Source organism: Caballeronia sp. Lep1P3 (assembly GCF_022879595.1).
Lineage (GTDB): Bacteria > Pseudomonadota > Gammaproteobacteria > Burkholderiales > Burkholderiaceae > Caballeronia.
Map to the genome: position 1 here is coordinate 171,095 of NZ_CP084270.1, position 24,541 is coordinate 195,635.

21 protein-coding genes and 7 pseudogenes are annotated in these 24,541 nt (G+C 60.4%); 15 read left to right on the top strand and 13 right to left on the bottom strand.

Annotated features, from left to right (window positions below):
• The first annotated feature begins 226 nt into the window (after positions 1-226).
• From LDZ27_RS28685 to LDZ27_RS28705, 5 genes are all read left to right on the top strand, one after another.
• Complete coding sequence (locus LDZ27_RS28685) at positions 227-562, top strand: hypothetical protein (protein ID WP_244818671.1); 336 nt, start codon at positions 227-229, stop codon at positions 560-562.
• Positions 559-2,730, top strand: coding sequence for a TraI/MobA(P) family conjugative relaxase (gene traI / locus LDZ27_RS28690; protein WP_244818672.1), 2,172 nt, complete (start codon positions 559-561; stop codon positions 2,728-2,730). The genes LDZ27_RS28685 and traI overlap by 4 nt, the downstream gene beginning before the upstream one ends.
• Before the next feature lie 12 nt (positions 2,731-2,742).
• On the top strand, positions 2,743-3,252 hold the full coding sequence (locus LDZ27_RS28695; RefSeq protein ID WP_244818673.1) for a hypothetical protein: 510 nt from the start codon (positions 2,743-2,745) through the stop codon (positions 3,250-3,252).
• A 67-nt stretch (positions 3,253-3,319) separates the two neighbouring features.
• A complete protein-coding gene (locus LDZ27_RS28700; RefSeq protein ID WP_244818674.1) occupies positions 3,320-3,661 on the top strand; it encodes a DUF6516 family protein in 342 nt (113 codons plus the stop codon).
• The gene (locus LDZ27_RS28705; protein WP_244818675.1) at positions 3,658-4,005 is read left to right on the top strand and encodes a transcriptional regulator; all 348 of its coding nucleotides are present in this window, start codon (positions 3,658-3,660) and stop codon (positions 4,003-4,005) included. Before LDZ27_RS28700 ends, LDZ27_RS28705 begins: the two co-directional genes overlap by 4 nt.
• 127 nt (positions 4,006-4,132) lie before the next feature.
• Here LDZ27_RS28705 and LDZ27_RS28710 read toward each other — a convergent pair whose 3' ends face one another.
• The 4 genes and pseudogenes from LDZ27_RS28710 to istB all read right to left on the bottom strand — a co-directional run bounded on the left by LDZ27_RS28710 (position 4,133) and on the right by istB (position 8,026).
• The gene (locus LDZ27_RS28710) at positions 4,133-4,552 is read right to left on the bottom strand and encodes a hypothetical protein (protein WP_244818676.1); all 420 of its coding nucleotides are present in this window, start codon (positions 4,550-4,552) and stop codon (positions 4,133-4,135) included.
• Positions 4,553-4,559: 7 nt separating this feature from the next.
• On the bottom strand, positions 4,560-5,657 hold the full coding sequence (locus LDZ27_RS28715; RefSeq protein ID WP_244814578.1) for an IS5 family transposase: 1,098 nt from the start codon (positions 5,655-5,657) through the stop codon (positions 4,560-4,562).
• A 513-nt stretch (positions 5,658-6,170) separates the two neighbouring features.
• Positions 6,171-6,966, bottom strand: a pseudogene (locus LDZ27_RS28720) (IS6 family transposase).
• Positions 6,967-7,174: 208 nt separating this feature from the next.
• A complete protein-coding gene (gene istB, locus LDZ27_RS28725) occupies positions 7,175-8,026 on the bottom strand; it encodes an IS21-like element helper ATPase IstB (protein ID WP_244815364.1) in 852 nt (283 codons plus the stop codon).
• A gap of 259 nt (positions 8,027-8,285) precedes the next feature.
• On the opposite strand from istB, the pseudogene LDZ27_RS28730 reads away from it, so the two are divergent.
• Positions 8,286-9,421, top strand: a pseudogene (locus LDZ27_RS28730) (IS3 family transposase); the annotation flags it as partial.
• A 181-nt stretch (positions 9,422-9,602) separates the two neighbouring features.
• Here the strand turns inward: LDZ27_RS28730 and istA are convergent.
• Positions 9,603-10,880: pseudogene (istA, locus tag LDZ27_RS28735) on the bottom strand (IS21 family transposase); the annotation flags it as partial.
• A gap of 269 nt (positions 10,881-11,149) precedes the next feature.
• Here istA and tnpB (LDZ27_RS28740) point away from each other — a divergent pair.
• Positions 11,150-11,440 carry an IS66 family insertion sequence element accessory protein TnpB gene (tnpB, locus tag LDZ27_RS28740; protein ID WP_244818736.1) on the top strand — a complete coding sequence of 97 codons (291 nt, stop codon included), beginning with the start codon at positions 11,150-11,152 and terminating at the stop codon, positions 11,438-11,440.
• A 30-nt stretch (positions 11,441-11,470) separates the two neighbouring features.
• A pseudogene (locus LDZ27_RS28745) lies at positions 11,471-12,181 on the top strand (transposase); the annotation flags it as partial.
• 26 nt (positions 12,182-12,207) lie between these two features.
• Here the strand turns inward: LDZ27_RS28745 and LDZ27_RS28750 are convergent.
• The 4 genes from LDZ27_RS28750 to LDZ27_RS28765 all read right to left on the bottom strand — a co-directional run bounded on the left by LDZ27_RS28750 (position 12,208) and on the right by LDZ27_RS28765 (position 16,286).
• Positions 12,208-13,784 (bottom strand): IS3 family transposase gene (locus LDZ27_RS28750; RefSeq protein WP_244818737.1). Its coding sequence is split into 2 segments (ribosomal slippage): positions 12,208-13,316 and positions 13,316-13,784, totalling 1,578 coding nucleotides; the frame shifts between segments, so codons are not numbered across the junction.
• Between the two features lie 60 nt (positions 13,785-13,844).
• Positions 13,845-15,425, bottom strand: a complete 1,581-nt coding sequence (locus tag LDZ27_RS28755) for an IS66 family transposase (RefSeq protein ID WP_244814112.1) — start codon at positions 15,423-15,425, stop codon at positions 13,845-13,847.
• A 31-nt stretch (positions 15,426-15,456) separates the two neighbouring features.
• A complete protein-coding gene (tnpB, locus tag LDZ27_RS28760) occupies positions 15,457-15,810 on the bottom strand; it encodes an IS66 family insertion sequence element accessory protein TnpB (RefSeq protein WP_244814113.1) in 354 nt (117 codons plus the stop codon).
• Positions 15,786-16,286, bottom strand: a complete 501-nt coding sequence (locus LDZ27_RS28765; RefSeq protein ID WP_244814114.1) for a transposase — start codon at positions 16,284-16,286, stop codon at positions 15,786-15,788. Before LDZ27_RS28765 ends, tnpB (LDZ27_RS28760) begins: the two co-directional genes overlap by 25 nt.
• Positions 16,287-16,460: 174 nt before the next feature.
• Here LDZ27_RS28765 and LDZ27_RS28770 point away from each other — a divergent pair.
• The 5 genes and pseudogenes from LDZ27_RS28770 to LDZ27_RS28785 all read left to right on the top strand — a co-directional run.
• Positions 16,461-16,916, top strand: a pseudogene (locus LDZ27_RS28770) (transposase); the annotation flags it as partial.
• A 38-nt stretch (positions 16,917-16,954) separates the two neighbouring features.
• Positions 16,955-18,531, top strand: a protein-coding gene (locus LDZ27_RS28775) for an IS3 family transposase (protein WP_244814132.1) whose coding sequence is annotated in 2 segments (ribosomal slippage) — positions 16,955-17,423 and positions 17,423-18,531 — 1,578 coding nt in all. Because the reading frame shifts where the segments join, the coding sequence is not laid out codon by codon here.
• Positions 18,532-18,607: 76 nt separating this feature from the next.
• Positions 18,608-18,664: pseudogene (locus LDZ27_RS29185) on the top strand (hypothetical protein); the annotation flags it as partial.
• 15 nt (positions 18,665-18,679) lie between these two features.
• Positions 18,680-19,189 (top strand): sensor histidine kinase KdpD, encoded by a 510-nt coding sequence (locus LDZ27_RS28780; RefSeq protein ID WP_244818677.1) that lies wholly within the window; start codon positions 18,680-18,682, stop codon positions 19,187-19,189.
• Between the two features lie 670 nt (positions 19,190-19,859).
• Complete coding sequence (locus LDZ27_RS28785; RefSeq protein ID WP_244818678.1) at positions 19,860-20,141, top strand: RNA chaperone Hfq; 282 nt, start codon at positions 19,860-19,862, stop codon at positions 20,139-20,141.
• Between the two features lie 322 nt (positions 20,142-20,463).
• Here LDZ27_RS28785 and LDZ27_RS28790 read toward each other — a convergent pair whose 3' ends face one another.
• From LDZ27_RS28790 to LDZ27_RS28805, 4 genes are read right to left on the bottom strand one after another with little or no spacing between them, the layout of a single operon-like run.
• Complete coding sequence (locus tag LDZ27_RS28790; RefSeq protein ID WP_244818679.1) at positions 20,464-20,796, bottom strand: hypothetical protein; 333 nt, start codon at positions 20,794-20,796, stop codon at positions 20,464-20,466.
• A 6-nt stretch (positions 20,797-20,802) separates the two neighbouring features.
• Positions 20,803-22,383, bottom strand: a complete 1,581-nt coding sequence (locus LDZ27_RS28795; protein ID WP_244814112.1) for an IS66 family transposase — start codon at positions 22,381-22,383, stop codon at positions 20,803-20,805.
• A 31-nt stretch (positions 22,384-22,414) separates the two neighbouring features.
• On the bottom strand, positions 22,415-22,768 hold the full coding sequence (gene tnpB / locus LDZ27_RS28800) for an IS66 family insertion sequence element accessory protein TnpB (protein ID WP_244814113.1): 354 nt from the start codon (positions 22,766-22,768) through the stop codon (positions 22,415-22,417).
• Positions 22,744-23,244 (bottom strand): transposase, encoded by a 501-nt coding sequence (locus LDZ27_RS28805; RefSeq protein WP_244814114.1) that lies wholly within the window; start codon positions 23,242-23,244, stop codon positions 22,744-22,746. Before LDZ27_RS28805 ends, tnpB (LDZ27_RS28800) begins: the two co-directional genes overlap by 25 nt.
• A gap of 88 nt (positions 23,245-23,332) precedes the next feature.
• On the opposite strand from LDZ27_RS28805, the gene LDZ27_RS28810 reads away from it, so the two are divergent.
• Both LDZ27_RS28810 and LDZ27_RS28815 read left to right on the top strand, forming a co-directional pair.
• A complete protein-coding gene (locus LDZ27_RS28810; protein WP_244818680.1) occupies positions 23,333-24,067 on the top strand; it encodes an IS6 family transposase in 735 nt (244 codons plus the stop codon).
• Between the two features lie 56 nt (positions 24,068-24,123).
• Positions 24,124-24,522, top strand: a pseudogene (locus LDZ27_RS28815) (EAL domain-containing protein); the annotation flags it as partial.
• Between the last annotated feature and the right edge of the window lie 19 nt (positions 24,523-24,541).

Below are 24,541 nucleotides of genomic sequence, written 5' to 3' on the forward strand. Positions count from 1 at the left end.
CACGGACGGCCTCATAGACGATTCCATAGATGGCTTCATAGACGCTTCGGCTCGGTACATCTAGGACAGGATATGGAATGTATCTACGCGACAAGTCGCGTAGATACACCGGATCGAAGCGCTCGGGGGCCTGCGGCCCCCGTCGCACCTCGACCCTTTCCGTCGAACTCAGGGCGTTGCCCCGAGACCCGTAGTGCGAGTGAGATTCAAAGAACAGAAAACAGCAATGAAAAAAGACAGCGAAGCGGGGAAAAGTGAGTCGGTCCGGCTGCGTCTGACGGCGCAAGACAAGGCCGCCATCGAAGCGAAGGCGCGGGACCGGAAGTTGACGGTGACGGAGTACCTCACGCGCGCGGGGCTGGGGCGCTCAATGCGTCAGCGCTCCGACGTCGATGCGATCAATCTGTTACGCGAGTGCGTGGACGAGCTCAAAGAAATGCACGTAAGCCTGCGCGGTGTACAGGAGGCTGAGCGTGCGTTGTCGCCGGCCAGCATGGAGCGTGCGATGGAAGCGGTGTGCGCCGCGATCCAGCGCGTCTGGCAGAGCGGGGACGACCGATGATTCCCAAAGTCGTGCCCAACCGCCGGGACGGCAAATCGTCGTTCCGTCAGCTGGCCGCCTATGTCACGCACGGCATCACCCAGTCCGGCGAGCCGCCGGAGAAGTACAGCTGGTCGACCCTCACGCAGTACATCACGAAAGAAAGCGTGCTGGACGCGCTGGGGGAGCAGGTCGAAAAAACGATTGGTGTCGAGATCAGCAATGTGTCGTCGCTCGCGAACGCGCCAGCGGAAATGTACGCCGTCGCGCAGCAGGCCCCGCGGGTAAAAGAACCGGTCTATCACTACATCCTGTCGTGGCCGGAACACGAGCGGCCGGCGACGCAGGACATTTTCGCCGCGGCCCGGCACACGCTCGCGGCGCTCGGTATGCAGGATCACCAGTACATCATCGCGATTCACGCCAACACCGACAATTTGCACGCGCACATCGAGGTCAATCGGATTCACCCCAAGACCTTTCGGGCCTTCGACCCCTATTACGATTACCTGACGCTGCATCGTGCCGCGCGCGAAGTCGAGATCCAGTACGGCTGGCATCACGATAACGGCGCGTTCAATGTGGAAGTTATTGCCGGCCAGAAGCACATCGTGCGCAACCTCGACTATCGCGATCCGGACCTGGCGCCCAGCCGTGCCGGTGCGCAACGCGCCGAGGTCTGGTCCGGTGAACAGTCGCTGGAGACGTGGTGCAAAGGCGAGCCGGCCGCAGACCTCAAGCGCGTGCTGAAAGACGAGGAAACCATAAGCTGGCAAGACGTGCATCGTGCGCTTACGCTACACGGGTTGGAGTTGCGCGACGCGGGTGGAGGAGGGCTGAGGGTCGCGGATGTGAGCGAGGCCGCTCTTGCCAAGCAGGGCAAGCCGCTGGCGGTCAGCGCGTCCGCGGCGTTTCGCTTTCTCCGGCGAACCGAACTGGAAACGCGTTTCGGACCCTTCGAGGCGCCCAACGCTGAGACGGTCATTGCACCCCGGCGGACCTATCGGCGCGACCCGGATAAACGCCTTGAGTCGCGGGTGGAACGCCGGGCGTTGCGCGATGCGCTGCATGCCCGCTTCAAGACCGAGGAAAAAGCCGCCCGCGAGTGGCAGGCAGAAGCGCGCCGGCAACTGGCGCCTTTTGTCGCCGAGGATCGCGAGCGACATCTGGCGCTCCTTGAGCGTCAGAAGCAATTGCGAGCCGCGATCCGTCGCGAGCCGTTGCTCAGCCCGGGTCAAAAGCAGCAGGCGTACATGGTTGCGAAAGTCTCGATGGCGCGCCGGCGCGCGCAACTGGTCGAGCAGATCCGCCGAGAGCGCGACGAGCGGCGCGCGCTGCTGCCGCCCATTCCGACCTGGCGGGAGTGGGTCGAGCAGCAGGCGCAGCTCGGTGACGAGGCAGCAATCAGCGCACTTCGGGGGATGGTCTATCAGGACGGCCGGAATCACAAGAAGAAGCTCGCCCGCGATGAAATCGATGCGCAGGTCCATGCAATCGGTCCAGCGCAGCCGCAACGCAGCGATCCTCAGTTGCGACACCTCGAGAATCTTGTCTGGTGGATCGCAAAAAACGGCCGGGTCACGTACCGGTTCCCGAGCGGCGAGGAAGCTTTTCGAGACGAGGGTGAGCGCGTTACCTACAGAAGGGCGGACGTGTCTGACGAAGCGTTGAGCTTGAGCCTGCGTTACAGCGCCGAGAAGTGGCCCGACGGCATTCGGGTCTACGGGGGCGATTTCGCGTTTAAGGCGCGGGTCGTACGCATGGCGGTCGAGCACGGCATCGCTGTTCGCAATATCGAATTGCGCGAGCTGGAGCGTCAGTTTCAGGCCGAGAGAGAGGCGATCCGCTCGGCGAAGAGTAAAGTACAACCGGCCCAACCCACGACCCTGACGCCGTCACTTGGTGCAGAAGCAAGCGATTCGGAGATCAAGCAGGCGATCCTTCAACAGCATCCGAACGCGACCATTTCGCACGCGAGCACGCACAACAAGCGTTATACCGGCCATATTCTTTGGGAGGACGCTCACTTCGTCGCACAGTCGGTCCGAGAGCACGAGTATGTGCTGCATGAGCGCAGCCTACTGGATGGTCAACCGATGAAGGATCAGCGGGTCATCATTCACTATCGCAGCGGCAGGGCGCTCGTCCAAGCCGCGAAGAGCCGCGACACCGGTCGAGACGATCGCTAGGAGCGTCGACGCATGCTACTTTTTTTAGATACGGAATATACCGGGGAAGGGCAGGCGGATCCGGGGCTGATCAGCCTGGGACTCGTTGCTGAAGATGGGCAACGCGAGTTCTACGTCGAGCTGGCCGACACCTGGCGGCCTGAAGACTGCAACGGGTTTGTCCTCCGCGAGGTGTTGCCGAGGCTGGACGGGTCACCACTGCCGATCACGCAGGCGCGCTTCCAACTCCGTGCCTGGTTCGCTTCGGCGCCGCGGTATGTCCAAGCGGCGTGCGATTCGCCAACTGATTTTCGCTTCCTTCTGCAACTGATCGGCGAACCCCGTCCCGAAAATCTGGATGGGCGGTATTTCGACCTGCGCCCGCTCATCGATACGACGGTCTACGACCGTGCGGTGTCGAGTTTTTATCAAACCAACGATGAGCGCATCCATCACGCACTGGTTGACGCGCGCGCCTATCGTCGAGGCTGGCTCGCGTGGATGGACTTACGAAAGTCCGGAGCACGCAGTTCAAAAGCCTGAGAAAAAGGTAACGCTTCGCTTGCCGCAAGGACGCAACTAATGGTCCCCCTTGACAACGCCTTGCGAAATGATGGTGTTGACATGGTTGACAACAGCGGCGCGCGTTGTCATCATTGTCAACATGAATGCAATCCGCCTCTTGAAACGCCGTGTCCCGGTCGATGAGCAGTCCTTTGCGGCCTTACTTGTCTGGAAGGTTCCGCAACCGGTCGAGGGCAGCGCACACTTCTACAAATATAGTGCCGCGTACATCGAGAGGAACGTATGCGTTCTTCGTTACGACAACGAACGCGGGAAGGGCGACCATAAGCATGTCGGTGAAGTCGAGACGCCCTATGCATTCACGACGCCGGAACAGCTTATGGCTGATTTCTGGTCAGACGTAGACCAATGGAGGGCAGCACAATGACCACGGTAACGCTCGGGATGGCCTCCCGCGACGACATCACCCGAAGTTTCGCAGCCGCAATGCGTGGCGAAGAACAGGGCGAATTCATCAGCTTCGCTACGCCCGAACTGTTGCTCAGGACTCTGACTCAGCTGCGCTGGGACATCCTCAAGAAGATGACAGGCGCGGGCGCAATGTCGATTCGAGAACTTGCCCGGCGCGTCGATCGCGATGTCCGCCGCGTGCATGATGACGTTCTCGCGCTAATCAATGTTGGCGTCCTGGAACGTTCGGACAACGGCGACATCATTTTTCCCTACGATGCTATCCACGTTGATTTCACGTTACAGGCCGAGGCGGCTTGAATGGTGTTAGACGTGGATGCGCTTCACCGAGATTAACCCCGTGATGATCTCGGAAGAGGCGTGGGCGCATCGGACAGCTACTCCAGTCCTTTCCTCCAAGCGCCATCGCTTGTGATGGCGTGCGAGTTCACCCCTTGCCCACCGGCGGCGCATCGCCTTCATCCGAGTGCGGCAGCAACCCAAGCTGACGCGCCGTCGCGTTGGGCAACCGTAGCAGCACCGTGCCGGCCTTGGCCCCCCAAACACTGTCAATCATCACGACGTCGGCTTGCACGCCTTCGAGTTCGAGGTAGACCACATCATCCTTCTCGAACGCCTCTTCGTAGAGATGCCAGGATGGCTCCGTCGCCTCACCGTGGTGATACCTGATAGATGTCTTGGTGCTCATGGGGCAGCTTAACAGGTTGCTGAAATACAGGTGCTTACGACGCAGCTTTGGTCTGTCGCCGCGGCCTTTGCCGCGATTTTTCGCAGTGTGCAATTTCAACGCGAATTCACCGTCTTTTTCGACGGTTTGAGGCCGATTGTTGGCCTCGTGACTACTCATTGCGCCACTATGGGCGGACTTGTCCCAGTGACCGCATGCGCACGAGGTTATAGGCGGCCATGTTCAACACGAACATCTGGTCAACCTTCTCCAAACTACGCACCATCACTTGGCGCATGCGCCCCACGGTCTTGGCCCACCCGAAGCCTTGTTCGATCAACTTGCGCTTTCGCTGCGAAATGGAATAGCCCAGGCTTGATGCAATCGCGTCGGCCACCGCTGAACGCCGCCCAGAAGTGTTTTGCGCAACGTGCGGGGTGACCTTCATTTGCTGGCAGGCTTCAATGAATTCCTGTGCGTCGTAACCCTTGTCTGCACCCAGCGTGATTTCTGCGTTCGCATCTTCTGCCGCTTGCCGCGCATCGTTGATCATGATCTTGGCCGCTTCACGCTCGGCATGCCCATCAGCGTGTGTCACGCGAGCGTTGACCACCAGGCCGTGCCGATTATCGGTCAGCGTATGGCCCATGTACCGCAATTGGCTGGCCGTTTTGCCTTTGCGATAGAGCCGCGCATCAGGATCAGTCTTGGACTGATGCGTCTCGTTGCTGCGCTTGCTGCCTTTGAAGTCGCCCGCGCTGCCGTCATCGTTGTCCTGATCGTCACGGTCCTTGCGCACGAAGCTCTTGTGGCCCGCCCACGCCTGAATCAAGGTGCCGTCCACGCTGAAGTGCTCACCTGAGAGCAGGTCCTTCTTCTCGGCAATGGCCACCACTTCGTTGAAGAATTTGATGACCGCGTCGTGCTTGATCAACCGCTCGCGGTTCTTCGTGAACACGGTGGGCACCCACACCACATCATCCATTGCCAAGCCGACGAACCAGCGAAACAGGAGGTTGTATTGCACCTGCTCCATCAATTGTCGCTCCGAGCGGACACTGTAGAGGATCTGAATCAGCATTGCCCGCAGCAGCTTCTCCGGCGCGATGCTCGGCCGTCCACCTTTTATGTCGACCTCGTACATCTCGGAGAACAGCCGATCCATCTTGGCGAGCGCTTCGTTCGCCATGACGCGAATCGAGCGCAGCGGATGCGACGCCGGAACGAAGTCGTCGAGCTTGCGAAAGGAAAACAAACTCTCAGTGAACGTGTCGGCGCCGCGCATGATCTCCGGGGGGGCAAGTTAGGTCCTTCTATCAACGCTTCAGGCACATCCCGCGATGACCTCTGCGATCAGTATTTCAGCGGCCTGTTAAGGATCGATGGACACAGCAGCCAGTTTATCGTTGACCAGACTGTCGTCCCACCAGTCCAACAACATATCAGCGAAGAGACGGCAGTTGCCTCAGCAAAAGCTCGGCCCTTGGCTCGGAAAGGCTGTGCGCCATTCGAAGTCAGAAGGCGTGAGGCACGACGACGTTGCGGAGTGAACGTCAGGTGGCTCAGTGCGGCCAGGACGAGTCGTTCACGCCGTTCGAAGTTCGGCCGCTCAATCGTCTGCACCTCACCGCGAAGCCGCCCTTTGTTCGATCAGTTCCGGCTGTCGATATTATATCGTGCACTCCCACGCGAGGCTTTCGCACGTGAACCGATCTTCCATTTTCTGGCGTCAGGGCGTGTATTCGGCTCTGTCAACTTGTCGAGACTGAGTCGGAAAGACGGCAAGAAAAAGCGTCCCTCAGAAGGCGCTGGACGGATTTCGGGTGACCCCGGTGAACTCGCGCCAGGCAACAAATCGCCCTTCGAGTTGTTTCCGATAGAGTGAAGCGCGCAGCAGATGCCGCTTGAGCGCGAAGTGTTGCCTGATCGGCCCGAAGCACGAGAGAAATTTCTGTGTGCGTTTCGGGTTGCGAAAGCCGCGCATACGCCGTTCGCGTTCGCGGGTCGGTTGTATGTGTGCGTTTCGGGTTGCGAAAGCCGCGCATACGCCGTTCGCGTTCGCGGGTCGGTTGGTGGCTGTTCTCCGCGCGGTTGTTCAGTCGGGCGGCCGCTTTGACGAACACGTGCTTCACGTTCGCAAGTTCGGGGATCTCCGCCTTTGCCGCCGGATAGCTGCGCAACTGATCGGTGACGATCTTGCGCGGTACCGGGCTCGAGCGCAGCACACGCTCGAAGAAGCGTTTGGCCGCGGCTTTGTCGCGCCGCTTTTGTAGCAAGATGTCGAGTTCCGCGCCGTGCTGGTCGACCGCGCGCCACAGCAGGTGCGGTTCGCCACGCAGCGTGACGAACATCTCGTCGAGGTGCCAGGTGCTACCCGGCTTGCGTCGCGCGGCTTTCACCCGGTGAGCGAAGCCGTTGCCAAACTTATCGCACCAGCATCGGATTGTCTCGTATGTCACGGTCACGCCGCGCTCGAAGAGCAGTTCCTCGATGTCGCGCAAGCTCAACTGAAAGCGGAAATACCAACGCACAGCGCAACTGATGACCTCGGCCGGGAAACGGTGACCGTGATAGAGCGATTTCGATTTCTTCATCGCATCATCTTACGTGACCGACCCAACAACCTGACAACGCCGTAGCGACCAGTCAATGAGGATAGCTGTGTAATGGCGACGCCGCGGTTATTCTGGCTGCGCGACAATCAGGATGAGAATGTGGTGGCGTGGAGGGTGATGACGGGGTTGATTGACGCGGGCTCGCTTTGCCTGCGAGCCGCGCGTCAATCAGGATGAGATTAGCGGGTTATTCGGTGAGATCGATGCCGTGCTGATGCTCTTGTGTAGCTGGCACGCCGACGTTCTTTGGTGTCGCTCGACTGGCCGGGCGCCCCGGTCCGTGCTGCTTGCGCTGCAGGGCAGTACGGCGACGGTAGCTTTCGACGTTCAACTCAAAGATGGTCGAGTGGTGGACCAAACGGTCGACGGCGGCCACTGTCATGGCTCGGTCGGGGAAGACCTTGTCCCATTCGCCAAACGGCTGGTTGGCTGTTATGCAAAGGGAACGTCGCTCATACCTGGCGCTGATGAGTTCGAACAGCACCGACGTCTCTGCCTGATCTTTGCTGACATAGGCGAAATCGTCCAGGATGACCAGGTCGAAGCGATCCAGCCGGTTGATGGCGGACTCCAGCGCGAGCTCGCGGCGAGCCACCTGCAACCGTTGCACGAGGTCGGTAGTGCGAGCGAAGAAGACCTTCCAGCCCTTCTCCAGCAGGCTTAGTCCGATCGCCGACGACAAATGCGATTTGCCCCCTCCGCTCGGCCCTAGAAGAATCAGGTTGGTGCCGTTACGCAACCAGCCGTCGCCCGCGCAAAGCGCCGAGACGTGCGCGCGCGACACCATCGGCACTGCGTCGAAATCGAAGTTCTCCAGTGTCTTGCCCGGTAGCAGTTTCGCGTCCCTGAGGTGACGTTCGACTCGGCGTCGATCGCGCTCGGCGATCTCGTGTTCGGCCAGGGCCATCAGCAGGCGTGCCGCTGGCCAGCCTTCCGTATCGGAGCGCTCGGCAAAGCTAGACCAGATCTGCTTGATGGCAGGCAGCCGCAAATCGTTGAGCAGCAACGACAGGCGTGTGGCGTCGATGTCGAGGCTCATGCCGTCACCTCCGTTGCCATATCAAGTAGGGCTTCGTAGTCGCTCAGCGGTGCCAGTTTGACGTTCACCTCCGGCATGCTGTTCGCGCGCTTCGCTTCGAAACGAGAACACAATGCGTCCAGGTCGGGTAACTGTCCATCGTCCAAGCACTGCTGCAGCGCCTGAGCCAGTTGCGCTTCGCAGTTGTGCTCATGGGCGAGGCCGAGTGAGATTGACCCGCCAAAACGGACACCTATCCTTTGGAAAAGGGGGTGCCAAAATGGGCAAGCATCGAGCACCGTACCCGGCGGAGTTCCGGGCTCACATAGTCGAGCTGGTGAAGGCGGGGCGAACACCCGAGGAGCTTGCGCGAGAGTTCGAGCCTAGTGTGCAGACGATAATCAACTGGGTGGCGCAGGCGGATATTGACGCCGGCGTGCGTCAGGAGGGGTTGACCACGGCTGAGCGCCAAGAGCTCTCCCGTTTGCGCCGCGAGAATCGGCAATTAAAGACGGAGCGCGACATTCTCTCTCACGCCGCAGCCTGGTTCGCCCGCGAGACAGGAGCCGTGTCCTCGAAGGATACGGATTCATGAGAGCAAACCAGGCCCGTTGGCCCATTGCTACGATGGCGCGGCTGCTGGGAGTCTCGACCAGCGGTTACTACGCGTGGCTGGTGCGGGAGCCATCAAGGCGGTCACGTAGCGATGCTCAGCTACTGACGCGCATTCGTACGCTGTATGCGAGTTCGCGAGGTACGTATGGGGCGCCGCGCATCCATGCGCAACTTGCGCGCGAGGGAGTGCACGTGGGACGCAAGCGAGTCGCGCGCCTGATGCGCATCGCGGACCTACGGGGAGCAAGCCGACGGCGCTGGCCCCGTACAACGCGCCAGCGTGCGGGGGCACGGCGTGCGCCGGACCTCGTGCGCCGGCACTTCAATGCTGAAGGGCCCAACATACTGTGGGTCGCAGATGCCACCTACATTCCGACGACAGAAGGCTTTCTCTATCTGGCCGTGGTGCTTGATGTCTTCAGCCGGCGCATCGTCGGCTGGGCAATGTCGAACCACTTGTACACCGAACTGATGTTGCGCGCGCTCGACATGGCCCTCCAGCAGCGACGTCATGAGGGTGTGATTTTGCATTCCGACCAGGGGGCCCAATACACATCCATTGCCTTTGGAAAACGCTGCCGCGAAGCCGGCGTGCAACCGTCGATGGGTACAGCCGGCGACGCGTACGACAATGCGATGTGCGAATCCTTCTTTGGGACGCTTGAAGCAGAGCTCCTGGCGCGCGAACACTTCGCGACCCATGAACAAGCACGGAGGCGCATCTTCTCCTTCTTGGAAGGCTGGTACAACGTACGCCGCCTGCATAGCAGCATCGGCTATTGTTCACCGCTCGAATTCGAAAACCTGAGCGCGAAGACAAAAACCGCATCACCCTGCGAGTTGCCCACCGACGGGCAGCGTCGCGGTCGTGAGAAGCGACCCGCTGCCCATCCGTGGACAACCCGCAACTCAACGCTTAACGGAGGCCGGGCCACGACAAATCTTTAACTGCAAATCTGTCCGTCGGAGCGGGTCAATCTCAGAGCAGTTCAACCATGGTTCTGCATGCTTGGCGCTGCGCAAGCTGCTCAAGCAGGCGATCGAAGGTCAATCGATACGCCTCGCGCGGAAAGATCTGATCGCGGTAGACTAGGTTGAGCAGCGCCATGGGCTTGCGGCGCAGCGCGTGGATGACGTGCCGGTAGTTGATTACGTGACCGTGCTTGCCGTTGGGACCTGCGCGGCCGCGCTGCAATGTCATGAGGGCCGTGCCGCCCAGAAACAGTTCCAGCCGGTCGTCGTACAGCCGTACGCGCAGGTGATGGCCGATCAACCGTGACGGGACGGTATAAAACACCTTGCGCAGTACGAAGCCGCAGGTGGTCGTGACATACACGCGCGTTTCCTCGTAGTCGCACGTACGCTGGACCGGAAGCGGCTGAAGCAGTGCCCGCTCGAGCTCAATGCGTTTGCCGTTACGCGCGTTGATTCGACCGACGATCTCGTCGATAAAGCGGCGATAGGAATCGAGATTGTCGAAGTCGTGACTGCCGCGCAGAAGCAACGCATCACGCACTGCGCTCTTAAGGTGGCCATGAGGGCTCTCGATGGAGCCGTTCTCGTGGGCAACGCCACGATTGTTGCGTGTGGGCTGCATGCCGTAGTGGGCACACAGAGCGTCATAACGCGTGGTCAGATCCTTGCGCGCGTCGGCATCGAGATTGCGGAACGCCGCCGACAGGCTGTCGCTGCGGTGCTCGCGCGGCGCGCCCCCGAGTGCCCAGATGGCATTCTGCAGCCCTTCAGCCAGCGCGACAAAGCTCTCGCCGCCGAGAATGACGTGAGCGTGCTCGAAGCCCGAGCAGGCCAGCCGGAAGTGATAGAGGCGGTGGTCAAGCGCGAGACCCGCCACGGTAATGCTTAGGCTGTCCATCTCGGTGAAGTCGGACAACCCAAGACGACCGGGTTCGTGTACTTGACGGAACATAACGTCATGCTCCTCGCCATGGAGTGCACGCCAGTCGCGAATACGGCGCTCCAGAGTGCGGCGCACGTTGCCCGGGAGGTCGGGATGGCGCCGAAGCATCTCGTCCAGCACGGCTATCGGTCGAATGCCGGGAGCGGACTGGAGCAGCGGCACGATCTCGGTGTCGAAGATTGCCGCCAAGGGATCGGGACGACGACGCGCACGTGGCGCCTTCTTCTGTGATGGCAGTCGCCGGTCCTGATCGATGCGATACCCCGTGGCGGCGCTGAACCCGGCGCGCGCAGCCGCTTGAGCCGGTCCTTCCTTGAGTCTGTACTTCATGTAGAGCCTCATCTGATGGTCGTTGATGTGTCGGCCGGGCAACGCAGCCTCCGTTCGCTACACGAAAGAGCTGTTCATACCCGATTTACCGCGACCACCGATAAAGCGCCCCGGCAGCGGGGCGGACTCCTCGGCGCGGCGTTGCGGCAGCGGTTCCAGGCTACGCCCTTCACCGCTGCCGCAACGCCAGTACTCTCATCCTGATTGACGCGCTGCTCTCATGTTGTTTGACGCGCGGCACGGCAGGTACGCGCGTTTGGCTCGTGGCCGGCGTGACAGATATGCGCTGCGGCTTCCAGGGGCTGGCCGCGAAAGTGCAGACGGCGCTCGAAGAGAATCCGCTGGGCGGCAACGTATTTATCTTCCGCGGCCGCCGCGGCGATCTCGTGAAGCTGCTTTGGGCGACCGACGATGGGCTCTGGCTGCTCGCAAAACGATTGGAGCGAGGCCGGTTTATCTGGCCCCAGGCCGACGGTGGAAAAATCCATCTGTCGAGCGCACAGCTGTCGATGCTCCTCGAAGGCATCGACTGGCGACACCCGCAACGCACCGCTGCTCTGTCGATGTTGTAAACCACATCGAAGGCTCGTAAACTGCGACGCATGTCCCAATCTGCGCCGCTTCCCACCACCGTCGCGGAGCTCCAGGCTCTGGTGCTCGAGCAGCAGGCGTCGATCGAGAACATGGTGCGGGAGATCGCCGCACGGGACGACCAAATCGAACGCCTGAAGGCGCAGATCGACAAGCTCAGGCGGATGTACTTCGGGAGCAAGTCCGAGAAACTGGCCCGGCAGATCGATAAACTCGAGGCGCAGCTGGAAGACCTGACGGCCGGTCAGGGCGCTGCCGAGACGCGAAAGCACCAAGAGAAGACATCGACGGCGCCGCCCGGTCGAGCGCCCACGCGAGAGCCGCTGCCGCCGCACTTGCCACGCGATGAAATCGAACTCACGCCGAATCCGGCTTGCCCCAAGTGTGCGACAACGATGCAGCAACTCGGCGAGGATGTCTCCGAGCAGCTCGCGCGCGTGGCGGCTGCGTTTAAAGTGATCCGCACGATCCGTCACAAGCTGTGCTGTCCTGACTGCGGCCACATCGAACAGCCCGCGATGCCCAGCCTGCCCATCGAGCACAGCATCGCGCATCCGAGCCTGCTGGCCGACATTGCGGTATCGAAGTTCGCAGATCACCAACCGCTGTACCGCCAATCGGAGATTGCGGCACGCGACGGCGTCACGTTGGATCGGGCCAGTATGGGCCGCTGGATCGGGCAGATCGCCGAGCTCTGCGGACCGCTTGTCGGAAATTTTCAAGCTAGTTGTCGCCTCAACGAATAATTTCAGGCTGCCTTTCTCTCCTGGTTAGGGCGTCGTGGGGTACCGCCCTGGTTATCGATTCGATCCGGGTTCAGGTGCACAGCATCGACGCGTTGCCAGTTGCGCGTTGGGCCTTTCCACCGAAGCGGATTGCGTTGCCGGGCGTACTCGTAGAGCGCCGCGCGTCGATCCAGAATGTCCTGATCGAGGTTGGCATGACGCTGCGCCGGCGTGACGAACCGGATCGCGCTGTGACGATGCTCCTCGTTGTACCAGCGCACCAGTGCGCCCACCCACGTGCGCGCGGCAAACAGGGTATCGAATGCCTTGAGCGGATAAGCAGGTCGATACTTTAGGGTCTTGAACAACGACTCGGAGTAAGGGTTGTCGTTGCTCACGCCCGGGCGACTCAGCGACGGCATGACGCCCAGCGCCTGAAGGGTGGCAAGCATCGTCGCGCCTTTCATCGGGCCGCCGTTGTCCGAATGCAAAATCACCTGGGCGGGCTGTATCGCTTCGCGCGCGCAGAGGTCCTTGAGGACTTCGCTGGCCAGCACGCTGCTTTCCTCGGCATACACCTGCCAGCCGACAATTTTGCGACTGAACACGTCGAGAAACAGATACAAGTAGAAGTACTGCCCACGAACCGTGGTCGGCAGATACGTGATGTCCCAGCTATACAATTGGTTCGGTGCATCGGCGCAAACCGAACGGGGTTTGCTGCGTGCCTGTGCCGGCCGTTCGCTGCGCCGGTGTGCGAGTTGCTTCTCGGCCTTCAGGACCCGGTAGAACGTCGATTCGGAGGCGATATAGCGTTGCTGGTCTGCCAGTCGAGGCACGATCTGGCTTGGCGGCAGATGACCGAATTCGGGCGAGTTCGCGATCGCCAGAAGCTCGGCGCGTTCGTCGGCAGAGAGCTTGTGACGCGGCGCGTGATGCCGTAACGAGCGCCCGTCCACCGCGTCAGGTTCGCCGCGCTGCCAGCGCTGAACCGTTCGAGCACTGAGCCCTAGAATGCTGCACGCACGCGCCTGGCGAGCCCCGGCCAGGGTCGCCTCGCTGATCAGGTCGATCAATGCCTTGCGCTCTTCAGGGACCGTCATTCGGCCTCGCCCCCGAACAGCGCACGGTGCTTTTTTTGCAGCACCAACAGCGCCGCAGCTTCAGCCAGCGCCTTCTCCTTGCGTTTGAGTTCGCGCTGCAGCTCGAAATTGGCCTGCTTCAGATCCCGGACTTCCGTGGCGCTCTCGCGCCGACTACCGGTTCCACCGACCGTGCAAAAATCCGCTCGCCACTGCGCGAGATGATGTGCGAACAGGCCGCGCTCGCGACACCAGCTGTTCAACGCTTCGTCGACCAACCCGTGGCTCTCCTGCAAGGCCATCAGCCGTTCTTCCAGCGACCAGTCTTCCGGACGTCTTGCGTGTTCGGAGCCCGAGCTCCGCTTCGCGGCGGCGGCGCCTCTCATCCACTTCCTTAACGTCAGTACGTTCACGTTCAATTCGTCGGCCACTGCTCCAACCGTTCGGGGGCCGCGCTGCAGGACCTTCGACAGCGCCTGTTCCTTAAATTCAACAGAATACGTTTGTTTGTACGCGATCCACGAACGACGCCCCTCGGAGTAAGGTGGAGAGCGCGTGATGTGCGTCAGCAATGCGGGTCAGCGGAGATCTGCGGGCATCTTCCAAGGAAGCAGCGCGTCGTAGTCGTCAACGGTCCTCGCCAGAGGAAGACGTTGGAACAACCAGTGAAGGTAGCGATAGGGATCGATGCCCCCGGCTTTGCAGGTTTCGATCAGGCTGTAGAGGTTTGCACTTGCGTTCGCCCCCGCTACGGTGTCGCTAAAAAGCCATGAGCGGCGCCCGACGACGAAGGGGCGAATCGCATTCTCGCAAGGGTTGTTCGAGATGGCCCAAGTGCCGTTCTCGACGTAGCGGATCAGCTTCGGCCACTGCTCGCGCAGATAGGTCAGTGCCTTTCCGAGCAAACTTTTTGGTACGACGCCGGGCGACTCCGCGAGGGCTAAAGCGTAGATGGCGTCGAGTATGCGCGTGCTGTATCGACGTCGCAGTCGCTGTCGTCGCTCAGCTGCCCATTTCTTAGAGCGGGCCTCCGCAGTGAACAGCTTGCCGATCAGCGTGATGAAGCGTGTCGCGAGCAGATCGGGCGAACGCGCGGCTTTCGGCACGTTCTCCTCCGCTTTGATGAAGTACCGTCTTAGGTGTGCCCAACACCCGAGGTGCACGAGGTCGTAGCGTTGAGCGATGTCGTTGTAGGGCTCGTAGCCATCAGTCATCAGAACGGCGCCCTTGCGGATCCCCGTGAACAGCTTGTCGGCCAGCTTGGCACCGCGTCCGGGCGTATAGCTGAAGCAGCGGATGGGGATGCCTGAATTGGTCATCTGCGCCCAGAGGTAGCTCTTCGTTTGCGGCTTGCGCCCTTTCTCTTTCAGTACCTGGAACGTCGTCTCGTCACAGTAGATCAGTTCGGCATCAAGCAACGCATCGCGCATGAGGTTGATCACGGGCTGGGTCGCGAGGCCAACGCGAACCATGCTGGCGGCGATCGTGTTCGACGAGATGTCTCCGCCGAAGCGACACAGCAAACCGGCCTGGCGATAGAGCGGCACGCCGAACTGATATTTGCCGGTGGCGATCCATGCGAGCGCCGCTTCGCTCAACAGTCCGCGCGCGATGATGCGCGGCGGCGCTGGAGTGACCTTGATGCCGAGATCGCAGCACGGACACGCATATTTAACGCGCTGGTGTTGGATCACTCGAAGCTGCTCGGGGATCACATCGAGCTGCTCGCTGATCTCCGCGCCGATCTCGACGAGCGCTTGTCCATCGTTCGTGCAAAAGCGTTCGGCTTCGGGCAGTTCGTGCCGCACGACCTCGCGCGGTAGATTGGGATCAAGCGGCTTGCGGTGACCGCGCTTCTTGCGCTTGTGCGCGCCAACCGTCGTCTCCGGCGTGTCTTCTTGAGCAGGCGCGCTGTTCGCGCCGAGCACCTCGGCTTCGTTGAACAAGCCAAGTTGATCAGAATCTCGTGCCTCGCTCTTGGCGCCGAACAGTTCGCGACGGTAGGCTCGGAGTCGCTCCTCAGCAAGATCGCGCTCTGCGGTCATAAGCCGCAAGGCGCCGCGTAAGGCCTCCTGTTCTTCTCGCAATGCACGAGCAGCATCGCGCTCGGCGAGCAACGCCTTCAATTCCTCGGCGGTGATCGTGACATTGATCGGCATGGCCGGTTAGACCGGCGCACGGCCTCACTGTTCAGCTCACGCGGCGATATTCCTGCTTCGGATGCCGTCGTATCGCGGTGATGTCATCGCCATCGAGCAACGCGTGCAACACGTTGCTCGTCATCGTCACGATCTCAGCCTTGTTGTCTGGCCAGATGAAGTGGCTGCTCTCCAATCGTTTTATAAAAAGCCAGAAACCACTGCCGTCCCAGCCAAGTATCTTTATCCGGTCACGACGTCGGTTTCCGAAGATGTAAAGCGACGTGTCCATCGGATTTAGGCGCATCGACTGCTCGACGAGAATCGACAGACTGTTCATGCCGTAGCGGAAGTCGACAGGATCGCGGTGCAGGTAGACCTTCAGATTATCGTCGAACCGGAACACGGCATCCTCCCGAGCATCTGGACCACGGTGGTCAGCTCGTCGATGGTCGCCTCTGCGATGTCGAACTCAACACCGTTAGGCAAACGTATGTGCAAGGCAACCGTGATCGATGGTGTGCGCGCGGACACCGCTCGTTCAACCGTCACAGCCCCCTGAACGACCGGTACAAATGGTGATGGCACGTCGGTCGCGTCAGTCCGCAAGGCAGGCGGCGTGACATCAAGCGATGCCCTGTCTGCTGGTCTCAGTTCCTTATCCGCCGAATTCCGCGCCGCATGTGTCTTCTGATAGCGCGTGATCCACTCGCGCAACAGATTCGGGTTCAAGCCGTATTGCATCGCCGTCCGGGCTATCGAAACGCCGGACGTCATGCACAACTGGACCAGTTCCTCGCGGGCTTGCGGATCGTATTCCCGGCGACCATCCCGTTTCGCGCCGACTACCAGACGGCTACGCAAGTCTCGATCTTCTGTCATGTACTCTCATCCCAGCTGTCCACGTGGACAGGTAGCATCAGAGAATCACTCGTCCATTGCTAGGGCGTCCCTTAAGGACCGCATACGTTTGTTTCGCCTTCACCCTGTACCTCTGACTCTTCTCGATAAGAAAGTTCAGAGGCGACAACTAGTCTGACGCCGGGGGTTGTTGAAGCAATCCAGCGCTACGTGCTGGTCCCCGGCAAGGTACACGTCGACGACACACCGGTTGCGGTGCTCGCGCCAGGCAACGGAAAGACGGTGACCGGTCGCTTCTGGGTCTACGTGCGTGACGATCACCGCTCGGGCTCGACTGAGCCGGCTGCGGTATGGTTCGACTTCTCCTCAAATCGCAAAGGCGTCCATCCTCAGACCCGACTCGCCGCATTCCGCGGCATCCTGCAGGCCGATGCATACGCCGGTTTCGATCAACTGTATGCGAGCGGCGAGATCCACGAAGCGGCATGCTGGGATCACGCGAGGCGGTACATTTACGATGTTCACGCGCGCACACCGACTTCAGATACCCAGCAACTGCTCGAGATGATCGGCGAACTCTACAGCATCGAAGCCGACATCCGCGGCAAGGCGCCTGACGAGCGTCTCCCCCGGCGTCAGACTAGTTGTCGCCTCTGAACTTTCTTATCGAGAAGAGTCAGAGGTACAGGGTGAAGGCGAAACAAACGTATTCTGTTGAATTTAAGGAACAGGCGCTGTCGAAGGTCCTGCAGCGCGGCCCCCGAACGGTTGGAGCAGTGGCCGACGAATTGAACGTGAACGTACTGACGTTAAGGAAGTGGATGAGAGGCGCCGCCGCCGCGAAGCGGAGCTCGGGCTCCGAACACGCAAGACGTCCGGAAGACTGGTCGCTGGAAGAACGGCTGATGGCCTTGCAGGAGAGCCACGGGTTGGTCGACGAAGCGTTGAACAGCTGGTGTCGCGAGCGCGGCCTGTTCGCACATCATCTCGCGCAGTGGCGAGCGGATTTTTGCACGGTCGGTGGAACCGGTAGTCGGCGCGAGAGCGCCACGGAAGTCCGGGATCTGAAGCAGGCCAATTTCGAGCTGCAGCGCGAACTCAAACGCAAGGAGAAGGCGCTGGCTGAAGCTGCGGCGCTGTTGGTGCTGCAAAAAAAGCACCGTGCGCTGTTCGGGGGCGAGGCCGAATGACGGTCCCTGAAGAGCGCAAGGCATTGATCGACCTGATCAGCGAGGCGACCCTGGCCGGGGCTCGCCAGGCGCGTGCGTGCAGCATTCTAGGGCTCAGTGCTCGAACGGTTCAGCGCTGGCAGCGCGGCGAACCTGACGCGGTGGACGGGCGCTCGTTACGGCATCACGCGCCGCGTCACAAGCTCTCTGCCGACGAACGCGCCGAGCTTCTGGCGATCGCGAACTCGCCCGAATTCGGTCATCTGCCGCCAAGCCAGATCGTGCCTCGACTGGCAGACCAGCAACGCTATATCGCCTCCGAATCGACGTTCTACCGGGTCCTGAAGGCCGAGAAGCAACTCGCACACCGGCGCAGCGAACGGCCGGCACAGGCACGCAGCAAACCCCGTTCGGTTTGCGCCGATGCACCGAACCAATTGTATAGCTGGGACATCACGTATCTGCCGACCACGGTTCGTGGGCAGTACTTCTACTTGTATCTGTTTCTCGACGTGTTCAGTCGCAAAATTGTCGGCTGGCAGGTGTATGCCGAGGAAAGCAGCGTGCTGGCCAGCGAAGTCCTCAAGGACCTCTGCGCGCGCGAAGCGATACAGCCCGCCCAGGTGATTTTGCATTCGGACAACGGCGGCCCGATGAAAGGCGCGACGATGCTTGCCACCCTTCAGGCGCTGGGCGTCATGCCGTCGCTGAGTCGCCCGGGCGTGAGCAACGACAACCCTTACTCCGAGTCGTTGTTCAAGACCCTAAAGTATCGACCTGCTTATCCGCTCAAGGCATTCGATACCCTGTTTGCCGCGCGCACGTGGGTGGGCGCACTGGTGCGCTGGTACAACGAGGAGCATCGTCACAGCGCGATCCGGTTCGTCACGCCGGCGCAGCGTCATGCCAACCTCGATCAGGACATTCTGGATCGACGCGCGGCGCTCTACGAGTACGCCCGGCAACGCAATCCGCTTCGGTGGAAAGGCCCAACGCGCAACTGGCAACGCGTCGATGCTGTGCACCTGAACCCGGATCGAATCGATAACCAGGGCGGTACCCCACGACGCCCTAACCAGGAGAGAAAGGCAGCCTGAAATTATTCGTTGAGGCGACAACTAGCTTGAAAATTTCCGACGTAATCCGCTCGCGGCGGTCAAAGGGGGCACGGAGCTGCTTCACCGCAAGGAAGCGGATCCACTGAAGCGATCCGTGCTTACGATGATGGCAGGCAGCGTCAAGCGCATGAGCGACCTGATCGACAACCTTCTCGATTTTGCACGAGGCCGCCTTGGCGGCGGGCTTGAGCTACATCAAGAGAAGCGATCTATCGAACCTGCGTTCCTGCAGGTGATCGATGAGATCCGCTCGGCATGGCCGGATAGAACGATTGAAACGCGCTTGAACCTGGAACTGCCGTTCGAGGGCGACCATGCACGACTGAGTCAGCTGTTTTCGAATTTGCTGGCGAATGCCATTACGCGTGGAGCAAGCGATCAACCCATCCGCGTTGTCGATTCGAATGACTCAAACGGCCTGACGCTGTCGGTGGCGAACGCCGGGGAGGGGATTCCCCCCGCGGCGATGGAAAAGCTATTCCAGCCGTTCCAGCGCGATTCAAAACGGCCCGCGCAACAAGGGTTGGGCCTCGGTCTTTTTATCGCGTCGCAGATTGCATTGGCACACGGAGGGTCATTGAAGGTGATGTCCGATAGCACGGAGACCGTATTCACGTTGGATATCCCGGCCTCGTAATTCTAAGTATGTGGCGAGCGCCTCCGACGTCAAGACTGCCATCCGTAGGTCAGTGCTCGAAGACGCTCGGGGCGACACAGGAACTGCAATTCCAATCCCGGCGCAAGACATGGCGTTTTGGTTGGGTTATGCAGGGAAATCCACCTGCGTCGATCGGTAGCAAGTGACTGAGAGCCGCTGTCAGCTATATAGGAAACCTAACGATACCTGTTGAACGAAACCGCTGACGCGGTAGAGGGGTAGGTCGACGTCGCCGTCCTGGCCAATGCCAGAGGTACTCCATTCGTGGTGCGACTATGACAGTGCAGCTCACTGCACTTGTTCATCCGAATGGAGTCCTGACATGACACCCCTACGTCAGCGGATGGTCGAGGATTGCTCGTTCGCAATCTCTCGGCCAATACTCAGCGCGCCTACCCTGCAGCAAATGCGTGCCTTCGCCGCGCACTTTGGCCGCTCCCCTGCTACCGTTGGAGCCGAAGGAATTCACCTCGGTCATGCCTCGTTGCAGCCCACGTCGATTTATGTGCGTGCAGAGGTTCGGCGCATGCTCGAAGCCGCCGCGCGGTACTATGACGAAAACGCGGGATAGGGTCGCGTCGGGGTAGTGTCGCCAACGCCGCCACCCGCCACGAACCGTTGTGCGGAGATCAAGACCGGTGGGTCAACCATGTCCATCAATGCGAGCGACATTCAAGCGGATTTCCTAAGTGCCTTCGCGCGTGAAGAGAAAGTCGTTTGGGTGTTTCTGGTCAACGGCATCAAACTGACGGGCCAGTTGCTGGCGTTCGACCAATACGTTCTTGCGCTGCAGTGCCCGACGGGGATTCAGACGGTGTTCAAAAGCGCTGTGTCGACCGTCTGCGAAGCGCATGTTGTCGAGCATCGCCGAACGAGAGATCGTTCGGCGATGTCGCGCGAGCGTCCGCCCGCCAGGGGAGATCATCGTTAAGTCGGGCGCGTCGAAGCAGGTGATGCAGCACACTGACGGCATGGCTGTGCATGCGTCTTCGTTGCGTCAGACCGCTGCGGCGGCCAATTGAGGCGCGCCGAGAAGCGGGAGAGGCATCGTTGGCGATGCAAGCGGCTTGAACGACCATGCGGGCTTTAATTGAGCCTACGCGCCCGCAAGCCGACTTCCGCGGCCGCGGTTTCCCACAGTGTTACCCACAGATTCTGTGGATAACCTCTCGGTCCATTTGCAACAGCTTAACGTCGCGGTCTATTTGCGGCAGCTCCGTCTCAGAGCAATCCGTCAGATAGAGCCGCGCCGCTTAGATTTGCCGCCCGCTGAGAACTTCTTGTGTTTTGAACATTGCTATTTTCAGTTCGCCTTGCTCGGCGAGGTTGCGCGCCGTAATGAGAAGGTCCTGCTCGAATGGATCGGGTATGAGAAGCCGTTCGACTTCGCCAATATACAGAAGGACCTCCATACAAAGCTGGTCGGGATATCGGCTCGCGGAATAGCGAGTCAGCTCGTTCGTCAGCACGGTCCAGGGCGTTGTCAGGTTGTTGGGTCGGTCACGTAAGATGATGCGATGAAGGTACGCGATCCACGAACGACGCCCCTCGGAGTAAGGTGGAGAGCGCGTGATGTGCGTCAGCAATGCGGGTCAGCGGAGATCTGCGGGCATCTTCCAAGGAAGCAGCGCGTCGTAGTCGTCAACGGTCCTCGCCAGAGGAAGACGTTGGAACAACCAGTGAAGGTAGCGATAGGGATCGATGCCCCCGGCTTTGCAGGTTTCGATCAGGCTGTAGAGGTTTGCACTTGCGTTCGCCCCCGCTACGGTGTCGCTAAAAAGCCATGAGCGGCGCCCGACGACGAAGGGGCGAATCGCATTCTCGCAAGGGTTGTTCGAGATGGCCCAAGTGCCGTTCTCGACGTAGCGGATCAGCTTCGGCCACTGCTCGCGCAGATAGGTCAGTGCCTTTCCGAGCAAACTTTTTGGTACGACGCCGGGCGACTCCGCGAGGGCTAAAGCGTAGATGGCGTCGAGTATGCGCGTGCTGTATCGACGTCGCAGTCGCTGTCGTCGCTCAGCTGCCCATTTCTTAGAGCGGGCCTCCGCAGTGAACAGCTTGCCGATCAGCGTGATGAAGCGTGTCGCGAGCAGATCGGGCGAACGCGCGGCTTTCGGCACGTTCTCCTCCGCTTTGATGAAGTACCGTCTTAGGTGTGCCCAACACCCGAGGTGCACGAGGTCGTAGCGTTGAGCGATGTCGTTGTAGGGCTCGTAGCCATCAGTCATCAGAACGGCGCCCTTGCGGATCCCCGTGAACAGCTTGTCGGCCAGCTTGGCACCGCGTCCGGGCGTATAGCTGAAGCAGCGGATGGGGATGCCTGAATTGGTCATCTGCGCCCAGAGGTAGCTCTTCGTTTGCGGCTTGCGCCCTTTCTCTTTCAGTACCTGGAACGTCGTCTCGTCACAGTAGATCAGTTCGGCATCAAGCAACGCATCGCGCATGAGGTTGATCACGGGCTGGGTCGCGAGGCCAACGCGAACCATGCTGGCGGCGATCGTGTTCGACGAGATGTCTCCGCCGAAGCGACACAGCAAACCGGCCTGGCGATAGAGCGGCACGCCGAACTGATATTTGCCGGTGGCGATCCATGCGAGCGCCGCTTCGCTCAACAGTCCGCGCGCGATGATGCGCGGCGGCGCTGGAGTGACCTTGATGCCGAGATCGCAGCACGGACACGCATATTTAACGCGCTGGTGTTGGATCACTCGAAGCTGCTCGGGGATCACATCGAGCTGCTCGCTGATCTCCGCGCCGATCTCGACGAGCGCTTGTCCATCGTTCGTGCAAAAGCGTTCGGCTTCGGGCAGTTCGTGCCGCACGACCTCGCGCGGTAGATTGGGATCAAGCGGCTTGCGGTGACCGCGCTTCTTGCGCTTGTGCGCGCCAACCGTCGTCTCCGGCGTGTCTTCTTGAGCAGGCGCGCTGTTCGCGCCGAGCACCTCGGCTTCGTTGAACAAGCCAAGTTGATCAGAATCTCGTGCCTCGCTCTTGGCGCCGAACAGTTCGCGACGGTAGGCTCGGAGTCGCTCCTCAGCAAGATCGCGCTCTGCGGTCATAAGCCGCAAGGCGCCGCGTAAGGCCTCCTGTTCTTCTCGCAATGCACGAGCAGCATCGCGCTCGGCGAGCAACGCCTTCAATTCCTCGGCGGTGATCGTGACATTGATCGGCATGGCCGGTTAGACCGGCGCACGGCCTCACTGTTCAGCTCACGCGGCGATATTCCTGCTTCGGATGCCGTCGTATCGCGGTGATGTCATCGCCATCGAGCAACGCGTGCAACACGTTGCTCGTCATCGTCACGATCTCAGCCTTGTTGTCTGGCCAGATGAAGTGGCTGCTCTCCAATCGTTTTATAAAAAGCCAGAAACCACTGCCGTCCCAGCCAAGTATCTTTATCCGGTCACGACGTCGGTTTCCGAAGATGTAAAGCGACGTGTCCATCGGATTTAGGCGCATCGACTGCTCGACGAGAATCGACAGACTGTTCATGCCGTAGCGGAAGTCGACAGGATCGCGGTGCAGGTAGACCTTCAGATTATCGTCGAACCGGAACACGGCATCCTCCCGAGCATCTGGACCACGGTGGTCAGCTCGTCGATGGTCGCCTCTGCGATGTCGAACTCAACACCGTTAGGCAAACGTATGTGCAAGGCAACCGTGATCGATGGTGTGCGCGCGGACACCGCTCGTTCAACCGTCACAGCCCCCTGAACGACCGGTACAAATGGTGATGGCACGTCGGTCGCGTCAGTCCGCAAGGCAGGCGGCGTGACATCAAGCGATGCCCTGTCTGCTGGTCTCAGTTCCTTATCCGCCGAATTCCGCGCCGCATGTGTCTTCTGATAGCGCGTGATCCACTCGCGCAACAGATTCGGGTTCAAGCCGTATTGCATCGCCGTCCGGGCTATCGAAACGCCGGACGTCATGCACAACTGGACCAGTTCCTCGCGGGCTTGCGGATCGTATTCCCGGCGACCATCCCGTTTCGCGCCGACTACCAGACGGCTACGCAAGTCTCGATCTTCTGTCATGTACTCTCATCCCAGCTGTCCACGTGGACAGGTAGCATCAGAGAATCACTCGTCCATTGCTAGGGCGTCCCTTAAGGACCGCATACCGATGAAGAAATCGAAATCGCTCTATCACGGTCACCGTTTCCCGGCCGAGGTCATCAGTTGCGCTGTGCGTTGGTATTTCCGCTTTCAGTTGAGCTTGCGCGACATCGAGGAACTGCTCTTCGAGCGCGGCGTGACCGTGACATACGAGACAATCCGATGCTGGTGCGATAAGTTTGGCAACGGCTTCGCTCACCGGGTGAAAGCCGCGCGACGCAAGCCGGGTAGCACCTGGCACCTCGACGAGATGTTCGTCACGCTGCGTGGCGAACCGCACCTGCTGTGGCGCGCGGTCGACCAGCACGGCGCGGAACTCGACATCTTGCTACAAAAGCGGCGCGACAAAGCCGCGGCCAAACGCTTCTTCGAGCGTGTGCTGCGCTCGAGCCCGGTACCGCGCAAGATCGTCACCGATCAGTTGCGCAGCTATCCGGCGGCAAAGGCGGAGATCCCCGAACTTGCGAACGTGAAGCACGTGTTCGTCAAAGCGGCCGCCCGACTGAACAACCGCGCGGAGAACAGCCACCAACCGACCCGCGAACGCGAACGGCGTATGCGCGGCTTTCGCAACCCGAAACGCACACAGAAATTTCTCTCGTGCTTCGGGCCGATCAGGCAACACTTCGCGCTCAAGCGGCATCTGCTGCGCGCTTCACTCTATCGGAAACAACTCGAAGGGCGATTTGTTGCCTGGCGCGAGTTCACCGGGGTCACCCGAAATCCGTCCAGCGCCTTCTGAGGGACGCTTTTTCTTGCCGTCTTTCCGACTCAGTCTCGACAAGTTGACAGAGCCGTCTCGTCCTTGAACTGACTGAGCGGTTTTTGCTTGGCGAGAGCGCCCGCACCGCAGCCATCTTCAACACACTCAAGGCCAAGGGCGTCCGGTTTGCGATGGACGACTTTGGCACCGAGCACAGCAATCTGGGTCTGCTGGATCGCTTCCAGTTCGACTATGTGAAGATCGACCAACAGTTCGTCAATCAGGTCGACACGGGTGGCGCCGAGATCATCACGGCCATGGTCTCGGTCGCGAAGCACTACCAGTTAAAAGTCATTGCGGAAGGCGTCGAGACGGAATCGCAGCACGCCGCGTTGCGGGCAGCAGGCGTGCCATTCGCACAAGGGTATCTTTATCAGTGTCCGGTGCCAGCCGAGCAGATCGCGCCGCTGCGCCAAGATGAGGCGACTACCTAGTGAGCAGTCTTTGGAGACA